The 11678-nt window shown below is 38.2% G+C and carries 9 protein-coding genes; 4 read left to right on the top strand and 5 right to left on the bottom strand.

Annotated elements, in window-relative coordinates; genetic code table 11:
* Positions 1 to 170: 170 nt before the first annotated feature.
* Positions 171 to 692 carry a LabA-like NYN domain-containing protein gene (locus FFO06_RS09215; protein ID WP_027402274.1) on the bottom strand — a complete coding sequence of 174 codons (522 nt, stop codon included), beginning with the start codon at positions 690 to 692 and terminating at the stop codon, positions 171 to 173.
* Positions 693 to 1612: 920 nt separating this feature from the next.
* On the opposite strand from FFO06_RS09215, the gene FFO06_RS09210 reads away from it, so the two are divergent.
* Positions 1613 to 2335, top strand: coding sequence for a hypothetical protein (locus FFO06_RS09210; protein WP_137907774.1), 723 nt, complete (start codon positions 1613 to 1615; stop codon positions 2333 to 2335).
* An 89-nt stretch (positions 2336 to 2424) separates the two neighbouring features.
* Here FFO06_RS09210 and FFO06_RS09205 read toward each other — a convergent pair whose 3' ends face one another.
* Complete coding sequence (locus FFO06_RS09205) at positions 2425 to 3564, bottom strand: quinone-dependent dihydroorotate dehydrogenase (protein WP_137907773.1); 1140 nt, start codon at positions 3562 to 3564, stop codon at positions 2425 to 2427.
* Between the two features lie 119 nt (positions 3565 to 3683).
* Positions 3684 to 6866: a bluetail domain-containing putative surface protein gene (locus FFO06_RS21935; protein WP_137907772.1), complete on the bottom strand. Its 3183-nt coding sequence runs from the start codon at positions 6864 to 6866 to the stop codon at positions 3684 to 3686.
* Between the two features lie 297 nt (positions 6867 to 7163).
* On the opposite strand from FFO06_RS21935, the gene FFO06_RS09195 reads away from it, so the two are divergent.
* The 3 genes from FFO06_RS09195 (at position 7164) to FFO06_RS09185 (ending at position 10155) form a co-directional block, all read left to right on the top strand.
* Positions 7164 to 7325: a DUF2256 domain-containing protein gene (locus FFO06_RS09195; RefSeq protein ID WP_137907771.1), complete on the top strand. Its 162-nt coding sequence runs from the start codon at positions 7164 to 7166 to the stop codon at positions 7323 to 7325.
* A gap of 381 nt (positions 7326 to 7706) precedes the next feature.
* Positions 7707 to 8660, top strand: coding sequence for an isoaspartyl peptidase/L-asparaginase (locus FFO06_RS09190; RefSeq protein ID WP_137907770.1), 954 nt, complete (start codon positions 7707 to 7709; stop codon positions 8658 to 8660).
* A 52-nt stretch (positions 8661 to 8712) separates the two neighbouring features.
* Positions 8713 to 10155 (top strand): RecQ family ATP-dependent DNA helicase, encoded by a 1443-nt coding sequence (locus tag FFO06_RS09185; RefSeq protein WP_137907769.1) that lies wholly within the window; start codon positions 8713 to 8715, stop codon positions 10153 to 10155.
* Positions 10156 to 10178: 23 nt separating this feature from the next.
* Here FFO06_RS09185 and FFO06_RS09180 read toward each other — a convergent pair whose 3' ends face one another.
* Both FFO06_RS09180 and FFO06_RS09175 read right to left on the bottom strand, forming a co-directional pair.
* Entirely contained in the window at positions 10179 to 10667 is a 489-nt protein-coding gene (locus tag FFO06_RS09180; protein WP_137907768.1) for a hypothetical protein, read from the bottom strand.
* Between the two features lie 237 nt (positions 10668 to 10904).
* Positions 10905 to 11669: an energy-coupling factor ABC transporter ATP-binding protein gene (locus tag FFO06_RS09175; RefSeq protein ID WP_137907767.1), complete on the bottom strand. Its 765-nt coding sequence runs from the start codon at positions 11667 to 11669 to the stop codon at positions 10905 to 10907.
* Positions 11670 to 11678: the final 9 nt, after the last annotated feature.

Raw genomic sequence — 11678 nt, 5'->3', positions numbered from 1 at the left:
TCAAAAAAAATAATGGAATTAGAATCAATATTTTGATTTGTTATTTGTTAATTCTACGGAATTTATGATCATTTATTGACTGCTAATTCCTATATTCTTTCTTGATAAAATAGCTTGAACTATGAACTTTAGTTTTTAATTTTGAGATTTGTAAATAAATACTAAGGTAATTAACCGTCAGTTTTTTCTATTCTGTCTCTAATATCATTCAAGTCTATATATCTATCAGTAGCATTACGTAGCTCTCTAGCAATCATCCCTTCCGTTGATACTACTGTAATATGTGTATTCTTGGAGCGTAATAACTCGATAGCCCTTTCAAAATCACCATCTCCGCTGAATAATACAACTCTGTCATATTGATCTACCGTATTAAACATATCAACGACAATTTCAATATCTAAATTGGCTTTTTGGGAGTAACGACCGGAAGCATCATCATAATACTCCTTGAGGATTTTCGTGCGGACTGTATAACCTAAACTGATGAGTGCATCTCGAAAACCGCGTTGATCCTGGGGGTCTTTTAATCCAGTATACCAGAAAGCATTGATCAATGTTGTGTCAGACTGTTCATACTTGAAATATTCTAAAACACGCCGGGGGTCAAAAAACCAACCATTTTTCTGTTGAGCATAGAACATATTGTTTCCGTCTACAAAAATAGACAGACGATTCATTGGAGAACCCATAAAAATTTACACCTAATAATAGATAAGAATGTTAGAGGTAAGAATAGATTATAGCAATTATCAAGTCGTAATTTTGCTAAGATATCTAATGCACATAATTATATATAGCTATGATCTTACCACTTTAGAAGCCAAAACTTGGCTAAAATATCCCAGATCAGATCCCAATTATTTAACTTGTTCCACCTCCGGTACTGATTAAAATTTTCTCAAAAGCAGAAGATGTTTGAGAAGTCACAAAGTATACTACCCCTCTTGTAAATCTCTTTCCCGCAGGAGGAGAGACTGTGACTCTTACTCCCCCAGTAACAAAAGTTTTTCCTTTTGTCTCTTCTCGTAGCAGGTAGGGAAGGGATGGGGGTTGGTTTACTGAGGCTTTAATATTACCAAAAATACTTTTAAAACATCCTCTGATCAAAATTTACCAATAAAATTGACCTAGTAACAGCATTCCGAACTAGATAATATTCAATTTTACTACTAAAGGGGTATGATAACTAATTTGGGGTAGAGAATAGACTGATATTCATCAATATATTTTTTCATCAATTGTAGGCATGATTTGAGAGTATTATCAATACTTCACTTTGCTTTGGAAGTTTGATCAAATATCAACTTACAAATTATATATGTGTAAAGTTACCTTAGCACCACTTTATAAAAATTTCGCTCCACATCAAGGAATATTTACATAACTAACCCAGTATCAGGATATTTTCCCCTCCTCCTCAGTATCCATTGGTACGGTAAATTGTCCATTGGGGGTATATCCGTTATCAGTGTAACCTGTTATTTTTACACAAGTAACTAGCTTTTGCCAAGTAATTAGCGACATTTTTGCCGAAAGATACAAACAAATGTCCAAATTTTTGCCAAGATAGAAATATTATTTTATAGAAAATAACTTGGCAAAAATCAGCATGAGTGAAAAAACCATAGAAAATTACGGGAAAAGTTTTCTCGTTCTAATTTTGCCGATATCATTTGTGATTGTTTTACTGGTCAATACCTGGAAAGTTTTACTCGTAATCTTATTGCTGTTAATGGTTTTGACTATTTGGCAGCAATATACATGGGAAAAGTGGTGTAATCAAGTTAACCCAATTTTCTACGAGTTAATTCAGGAAAACCAGGGAAAAATTACACCCATGGATTTGGCAATTAAGGCTAATTTTTCTGGAGAGACGGGAAAACGTTATTTAGATGCTAAGGCCAAGGAATTTGGCGCTAGTGTACTCGAATCGGAAAATGAGGGACAATCCTACTATTTTATCACTGCCAGTATTCTCGGCGATATTCTTGATAGTAGTGAATATTCGGAAGATATTCCCAGACAACCAGTTACTAAAGTTGCCCGTTCGTTTTTAGCTCCACCGACTTCAATACCCCAGGAAGAGAAATCTGAATTTGAATCTTTACCCGAACCAACCCCGGAGGAAATCAAAAAACCCTTAGAAAAACAGTTAGTTTTTGGTTCACTGATTCAATCTGAATTAGCTAAAAGGCTCAATGTCTATTCCAGTACAGTTTACAAGCGACGCAACGACCCAGATTTCCCTGAGTGGAGTCGTAGCCGTGATCCTGATGGTATTGCTTGGTCCTATTCTCGTAAATCTAAGGATTTTTTCCCCATAAAAGAATAGGGTTCTGGAGTTAGGGGTCGGGAGGAGTAAACTACCATACAATCCAAAATCTAAAATCCAAAATCCAAAATCCAAAATCCAAAATCCAATCAGCTATTACCCACCCCTATCGCTTGACTGATAGATGTCAAGCCCTTTTCTTCCAGTTTAGTTAATAACCCAGCGAGGATACGACGTACCATCATTGGACCCTCATAAATCCAGCCTGTATAAGTTTGAATCAGACAAGCTCCCGCTGTGATTTTTTCCCAAGCATCCTCAGCGCTAAATATACCACCTACACCAATGATTGGCATCTGTCCTTGGGTTTGTTCGTAAATAAAACGAATTACCTCTGTAGAACGATCTCTCACTGGTTTTCCGCTAATTCCTCCCCCCTCCTCTTGGGGGGATTTACCAGTTTTTTCAATGATTTGGGTTTTCAGTCCTTCCCGACTAATAGTGGTGTTGGTAGCGATTAAACCAGCGATTTGGTAAGTTTTAGCTAGACTAATAATATCAGCTATGGCCTCCCATTCTAAATCGGGGGCTATTTTCACAAAGATGGGTTTATTTGCCCTATTTTCTCGTTGCAATACATCTATGATTTGACTGAGCATAGCAGCATCCTGGAGCGATCGCAATCCCGGAGTATTAGGAGAAGAAACATTAACTACAAAATAATCACCCAAATCCTTGAGTAATCGAAAACTCTCTAGGTAATCCTGGGCTGCTAATTCCAAAGCTGTGATCTTGGATTTACCTAAATTTATACCTATAGGTATAGGTATTGGATAATTCAAGTTTTCTTTCCCCTCCTTGAGTCTTGCGGCCATAGCGACAGCACCGGCATTATTAAAACCCATCCGGTTAAGTGCTGCTTGATCTAAAGGTAAACGAAATAACCGAGGGGGGGGATTTCCCGGTTGGGGGTGATAAGTAACAGTACCCAATTCAGCAAAACCAAACCCAAAATTATGCCACAAACTAGCGCCAACACCGTCTTTGTCAAATCCAGCAGCCAAACCCAAAGGATTAGGAAATTTCATTCCCAGTATAGTTTGTTCTAGTCGTGGGTGTTGGAGCGATAAAGATTGGTAAAGGAGATGATTTAAACAATTATTAGCCGGATAATAGCTGGTTTTTGCCAGCCAATTGAGACTACTAATAGTTTGTTTGTGTAACCACTCTGGGTCTGTTTTCACCAGAGTAAATAAAAAATGACCAACTAATGCTTTATAAATATCCAATTTAGGTTACTAGTCAGTTAAATTAGGGAATTACAGAAAATAATATACTACTTGTAGGGTGCGTTAGGCAAAGCCGTAACGCACATTAAAACATTAAATGTTCACCTGATGTCTATTAACTAAACCGTGACAAAATTAGCTAATGCCAAAGTCCCCGTTAAGCCCGTCACCTCTATAATAGCATCAGTAGCAGCACTAAATCCTGCCGTTCCATCATTAATAGCGACAAAACTACGGATACTAGCACCAGTACCAAAGGTAAATTGAGCAGCGGAGTTAGCTACAAAAGCAGTATTGGTTAACTTAGCTGCAATTCCGGTTGTATTCAGTGTTGCCACAGATCCCACATCAGAAAATACACTGCGGGCAGTGGAAACAAGGAATAAATCATTATTGGCAGTAGCATTGAAGTCTGTAATCACATCAAAACTACTGAAGACAGAATCAGCTAAATTACGGTAATCAAAACGGTCTATTCCCAGTCCTCCGGTTAGAGTATCTTTTCCTGTACCGCCAGTTATGGTGTTATTACCAGTATTACCAGTAATGACGTTATTACCTGCATTACCAGTACCATTAATTGCGGTTGTTCCCGTTAAAGTCAGGTTTTCGATGTTTGTCAAAGTGGCAATACTCCAGGTGATACTAGATTGAATTGTATCTGTACCTGCGTTGGCATCTTCTTGAATGGAATCACTGTCTACGATGTAAGTATCATTACCTGCACCACCAATCAAGGTATCTGCACCTAATCCACCATCTAATGTATCGTTACCACCGTATCCATACAGGAAGTTACTACCACTGTTACCAGTAATAACGTTATTCAATTCGTTGCCATACCCACTTATACCATTCGTACCAGTAAAAGTGAGGTTTTCTAGGTTAGCTCCTAATGTGTAACTAACAAAAGGGCTTGCACCAGAAGAATACTGGACAGTATCAGTTCCTTCATTGGCATTTTCAGTAATAAATGAAGGAAAAGAATTACCACTTACAATGTAAGTATCGTCACCCGCGCCTCCAAGAAAGGTATCAAAACCTCCTGCACCACCATTAAGGATATTATTGCCGCTGTTGCCCCGGATAGTGTTACTGTTAATGTTGCCAGTACCGTTAATATTCCCAGTTCCGGTCAAGGTCAGGTTTTCTACACCTGCGGGTAGGGTAGTAGTAGCACTAGATTGTAAAGTGTCACTAATAGTTACTATGCCTGTATTTTGCCCCGGTATAAACAAAGCACCCGTAGGATTGGAAAGTGTGACGCTAAAGGTTTCATCAAATTCTGAAAAGTTATCATCCAAAATGGGGACGTTAATAGTCTTTGTGGTTTCCCCAGCGTTAAAAGTCAGTGTACCTGTAGTGGTAGTGTAGTCATTACCCGGAGAAGCAGTGTAGCCTCCTGGATAGGAGGAGCTGGTGGCATATCGGACAGTTACAGTAGTTGTACTGGCCGCAGAAAGGGTGACGGTTAAAACCGCATTTTGTGGGGAGGTTTGCCCTTCTATTACTGTGACACTATTGATACTTAGACCAGGCTTTGTGGAAGGTTGGGTAATGTATAAGTCATTGTCTCGTATTGACAGAACACTATTGCCAACAATGGTTAAGTTACTTGAGTTATAGTTAAAATAACCACCACCAGTGGTAATTTGGGTGGTTGTTGTGCCATCGTAAAGAAAGATATCACGATTACTGCTAGTATTACTATTACTAGTGCCTACCCATGCCACCTTGTTATTGGCAACAGTGAAATTGCTGTCAGAATAAAGAGAATCGTAATAAAAAGGGTAGGAATTACTTAGTGTTACCGTTGAAGTTCCATTGTAGAGTTTCAATGTGTAACTAGGATAACTATTACTATTTGTTGTTTTATCTACCCAAACAACCCAATTACCGTCAATTTTAAAGTTTCCTTGTGACGACAACTGATTAAAGTCTTCTTGTGACGACAACTGACTGGCTAGTTGGGTTGTGGTGTTAGTAGTACCATTGTAAAGCTGAAGAGAATAATTTGTGCCATTATATTTAGAGTAGACAACCTTATCCCCAGAAACTAGTGGATTATAAACCTCAATGTTATTGGTAATTCGGGTAGTGGTTGTGCCATTGTAGAAAAACAAGTTTTCTGCCGTACCATTCCAGTTAAACCAGGCCACCTTATTATCAGAAATAACAGGACTATAATCGTCGGTGGTGTTGTTTGTCAGTTGAGTTGTAGTAGTTCCGTTGTTCAGATAAATTTCGTAGTCATTACCATCCCAACCAACCCAGACAGCATTACTACCTGATAGTTTTAAATCCCTTTCGTCTGTGTCGTTATTGGTAAGTTGAGTTGTGGTTGTGCCATTATTGCGGAATATTTCCACATCCGTGCCATCATTAGCATACCAGAGGACATTATTACCAGCAATCTGAGGTGCGTAGTCGTTAATTGTGTTATTGGTCAGTTTGGTTGTTGTGCCACCACTGTAACGATAAATTTCGTAGTCATTACCATCTTTTTTGGCATAAACAACTGTATTACCAGAAATGCTGATATTACTTAGAGTAGTTGAAGGGTTTGCATCTGAATCTGAAATTAGACTACCTAAAGGTAGAACATCGAAACCTGAATAAACACTATTGGCAATTGGTAATGTTGTTGTGCCGTTGTAGAGGTTAAGAACAGAATTTGCTCCCTTGCGAGCTACCCAAACGTAATTACTACCGGAAGATTTAACAGAAGCACCTCCCAAAGAAGCACTTCCCAAACTAGCTAACTTAACTGTCTCATAGACGGTAATCCCCGCTTCTTCAATGGCAATATTTTGGCCATTTAGGGTAATAGTCCGATGATCATTTTCATTTTGGATACGATTTATTTCCGTAGCACTTACAGATACACCACGCACTAAAGCAGAAAAATATTCACCTTCATCTCCTCTGGTGTCTGTGAGGTTGATTTGAGCGTCTAAATAATGCCCAATTTCTTCTAAAAGAATAGCCTGAATTTGATTTACAGTGGCAGTATTGAGAAAACTATCAGATAGATAAATCTTATTCTGAGTTGCAGCATAGCCTCCTCTTGCGTTCCCTAGCACTGTACCACTAACGACTTGAATATTTGGTAAAGCACTGAAATTTTTTGATTTCCACTGAGCAAGAATAGACTCTGCTTGTAAGCGATTGTAACTAGACCCGAAAGCTGTCCCTAATATTGTCCAGAAATTCTGAGAACAAGCATATTCAAATAAGGTATCATAAACGCCAGGAATGGCTGGATTCAGAAGATTATTGATGTAATTCTGATTTTGAGTCATTTTTTTCGCCTTTTAAGTTAAAAAACAGTAAAATTGTCAGATTTTAAGACTTAAACACTGTCGAGGCTGAAATCCCTAGTTTATTGTGTCTGAGCTTGTTGAAGTGCAGACCACAAAAAAGCTTTCCCCAAATGGGCTTAGACTGAAACGACTTTATTATATAACATATAAACAGTAAACAGTTTATACAAGATCAAAAAAGCTATAACTATACTGTCAGAATTAGGATATTTATGATTCAAGGATGAAAACAGGGATTTTATCACCAATTACCAATTACCAATTACCTTGATTATTATGGGTCGTGTTCGTTCTAAATCCGATTTACCGGAAAAAGTCTGTGTAGTCTGTCAACGTCCTTTTACTTGGCGGAAAAAATGGCAAGATTGTTGGGATGAAGTAAAATATTGTTCGGAACGTTGTCGTCGTCGTCGTTCTCACGCTCAAAATGAGACTTAGGGAACATTGACCACGACTGACGCAACTGGGATAATAAAATGAAATCGTAGTTACAGTAAGTAGCTTTGAGTGAGGTACACTTTGTGCGGGCAAGATGCCCGCACCACAAGAGTTTTATTATTAATATCTGTACTTTGTGAATATCGGAAACTGCTGTAAGACTTTAGTCTTATCTGCCAAACACTATGGTAAGACTGATCAGGGCTTTAGCCCTGACTACAAACAAATTATATTTATAAATATTTTATTTGATTTTATTTGATTTTATTTGATTTTATTTGATTTTATCTATAATTTTTTGTGACACTTGCATCAGTCCTATTGACAATGGTTAATTGACAATTAATATTTAACATAATAACGAACAAATAAGAAGATAACATGACATTACAAGTACAACCTAAATTAATTATTCATGGTGGCGCTGGTAGTTCCCTGCAAGGTAAGGGGGGATTGATAGCGGTTCGTAATTCTCTATCTAAAATCGTTGCGGATGTTTATGATCTTTTACTAAATGGTGCAAATGCAACCGAGGCTGTAGTTCGGGGTTGTCAAATGTTAGAAGATGAACCACGCTTTAATGCTGGTACTGGTTCTGTACTGCAATCTGATGGACAAATTCGCATGAGTGCTTCTATCATGGATGGGACTACTGGCCGTTTTAGTGGTGTAATTAATGTGTCACGGGTAAAAAACCCCATTGAAATGGCACTATTTTTACAAAATTCCGATGACCGGGTTTTGTCTGATTATGGTGCGGCCGAGTTAGCGCGGGAGTTACAAATGCCTAGTTACAATGGTTTAACCGATTTGCGGTTGCAAGAATGGACTCTAGAACGTCAAGGTAATTTTCAAAGAACTATGGCTGGTGTGGTAGCAGAACCAGAGATGGCATTAAGTAGTAATGCGGGGAGGGGAACTATTGGTGTTGTGGCTTTAGATGGTGATGGTAAATTAGCTGCTGGTACTTCTACAGGTGGTAAAGGCTTTGAAAGAATTGGCCGCGTTAGTGATTCAGCGATGCCAGCGGGTAATTATGCAAATTTTCATGCAGGTGTTAGTTGTACAGGTATTGGTGAAGATATTATTGATGAGTGTTTAGCCGCTAAGGTTGTGGTGAGGGTAACAGATGGAATGTCCCTACAGGATGCAATGCAGAAATCATTTACAGAAGCGCGGCAAAATAACAGGGATTTTGGAGCGATCGCTCTAGATGCCACTGGCATGATATCCTATGGTAAAACCTGTGAGGTATTACTGGCTGCTTACCATAATGGAGAAAACATTGGTGATACTTTAGAATGGAATGATCAAGAATTAATTGGTCATGGGTAATGGGTAATGGGTAATTAGTAATGGGTAATGGGTAATGGGTAATGGGTAAAAAATGAGTATTCCCTTAACACAATCTGATCATGATCTTCGCACAGCATTAAAAGCAATTTGGGGATATGACGATTTTCGTCCTCCCCAAAAGGAAATTATTAACTGTTTAATATCACAAAAAGATGCTTTAATTATTATGCCCACAGGTGGGGGAAAATCTATTTGTTTTCAACTTCCCGCACTACTAAACACAGGATTAACTTTAGTCATTTCTCCTTTGGTGGCGCTCATGGAAAACCAAGTTGAGGAATTACGTCAAAAACAGCAAAAAGCAGGACTTTTACACAGTGAATTACCCGCATTACAACGACAAAAAACTTTGCAAGCTTTGGAAAACAAGGAATTAAGATTATTATATTTATCTCCTGAAACCTTACTGAGTCCAATAGTTTGGCAAAAGTTGTCTAATCCTCAACTACAAATTAATGGTTTAATACTAGATGAAGCCCATTGTTTAGTCCAATGGGGTGATAGTTTTCGTCCAGCTTACCGACGGTTAGGAACTGTGCGGGAAGCTTTACTAAAATCAAAACCACCAGGAACAAAAATTAGTCTAGCAGCTTTTACCGCCACTGCTGATCCTTTAGCTGAAAAGATTATTTCTCAAGTTTTAAAATTAGACAAACCTGATATTTTTAAGATTAATCCCTACCGAGAAAATTTAAACCCTATTGTCCGAATTGCGTGGACTCCTAGAGGAAGAAAACAACAATTATTAAAGTTTATACAAAAACGACCAAATCAAGTTGGTTTAATTTATGTAAGAACTCGAAAAGATAGCGAATATCTCAGCCAATGGTTAATAGAAAGGGGTTATCATACTGCTAGTTATCATGCAGGATTAAGCCCTACAGAGCGCCGGAATATTGAAGCCAATTGGTTAAGTGGAAAAATCCTGTTTGTGGTCTCTACTTGTGCTTTTGGTATGGGGATAAATAAATCTGATGTGCGTTGGGTGGTTCATTTTCATGCACCATATTTATTATCCGAATATGTACAAGAAATAGGAAGAGCGGGAAGAGACGGGAAACCTGCTGATGTTTTAACCTTGGTCAGTGAACCGACAGGATTTTTAGATGATGGGGATAAACAAAGACAAAAATTTTTTGAACAACAACTACAATTACAACAACAAAGAGCGCGAAAATTAGTCAAGAAATTACCACCCCAAGGGGAAATAAATAGTGTAATTAAAGAATTTCCCAATAGTGCGGTGGCTCTTTCTCTTCTCCATAGTAACGGACAATTGGAATGGCTTGATCCTTTTCATTATTCTATTTCTTCTCAGTCAAGAAAGCCAGCACAAACCCAATTACAAACTGGTAAACTGAGTGAATATCTCACTACTAAACAGTGTCGTTGGCGGTTTTTATTAAATGCTTTTGGCTTTGAAACACCAACTGTTAATTGGCGTTGTGGACATTGTGATAATTGTAGAAATTAATTATCATTTGTTAATGATCATTTTTAATTCTTAATTGATTGTTCTTGGCTACAATATTTATTCAACTCAACAGCTAAAGTATCTGATTGTTTACCAGCGGTTTTGGCTGCGGTTGTCAGTGCGGAATCAATTTCTCTTCTAGCTTTTTGAATTGTGATTTTACCATCTGAAGATGCTTCTGCTGTTTTAGTATCACCAAGAGCCTTAGCAGCTTTACCTATGGCCTGACTGAGATGATCAAAGACTTTGATAAAACCGCTTTCAAATTCTTTTAATTTAGGATCTTTTAAGTTTAATTTCTGAAGTTCCTGAGTGACATTTTTCAAGTCTTTAGATAACTTTAAACTAGTTGATACTTGCTGACCTTTTTTCGTATCAATCAGTGATGTACCCTGATTAACGGCTTTAATTAGTCGCTGACATTGGGAGGTTTTACTGTCACTACAACTAGTAATTAATAAAGCAATGCTCAGAGTAACAGGAGCAATAACTGGATAACGAGAAAACAACATTTAAGAATTTAAGAATTTAAGAACTTAAAAATTTAAAATTCAAGAGAGTGGGAAACGGGGACTTAAACCCCAAAATTTAGGAAAATAGGAAGCAGAGCATAGATTAGAGATATCACAGCAGTTTTTATCTATTTAAACCGCAGATTACCTTCTTCCTTCGCGCCTTTCCTACTTCGCGCCTCTGCGCGAAACAAAAACCGTGGTTCATTGGCCAGCAAAATCACTGTTAGCCCCAGTTTACCAATCTACTGGCAAACCCAGTTTATCTAAGGTTTTGCCATCTTGCAACAGTGGTTGAATATCGCTATCTATTTGGATTTTACCATTAGATAAGACTAAAGCCCGTTGGGTGACTCTTCCTAGCCACTGGAGATCATGGGAAGCTATTAACATGACTTTTACAGGCAATTTTAATAATACTTGGGCTAAATGTCGTCGCCATGCTGGGTCTAGTCCGTTGGTGGGTTCGTCTAAGATGAGAATGTCAGGATCTAGGGCTAAAATCGCCGCTAAGGCGGCTAAACGCCTTTGTCCTCCAGAAAGTTCATGAGCAGAACGGTGGGCGTAGGCTTCTAATCCAAAGTCGGCTAATAGTTGATGGGCTTTATCCTTTGCAGCTATGGGGGAAATGCCATAGTTAAGGGGTCCAAAGGTGATATCTTCCAGGATTGTGGGCATAAATAATTGGTCATTAGGATCTTGAAAGCTAAAACCAATTTGTTGTCTAATTTGCGGTAAAGTGTTTGGCAATATCGGTATACCGTTAATCCAAATTTTGCCGCTTTGGGGATGTTTTAAGCCAATCAGGTTTTCTAATAAGGTGCTTTTACCTGAACCAGTAGCTCCCATTAAAGCGACCCGATCGCCTGTTTGTAAGCTAAAGGAAATTTCTTGTAATACGGGGTGCTGTTGTGAATAAGCGTAAGCCAGATTTTGGACTTCAACAACAGCAGTATGGGGTTGCGAAAGGGAAATTTGGGGATTAGAAGTTAATGATGTCAAGATTCACCA

Source organism: Dolichospermum planctonicum (assembly GCF_005402965.1).
GTDB classification, from domain to species: domain Bacteria; phylum Cyanobacteriota; class Cyanobacteriia; order Cyanobacteriales; family Nostocaceae; genus Dolichospermum; species Dolichospermum planctonicum.
This window is presented reverse-complemented; position numbering and strand designations above follow the sequence as displayed.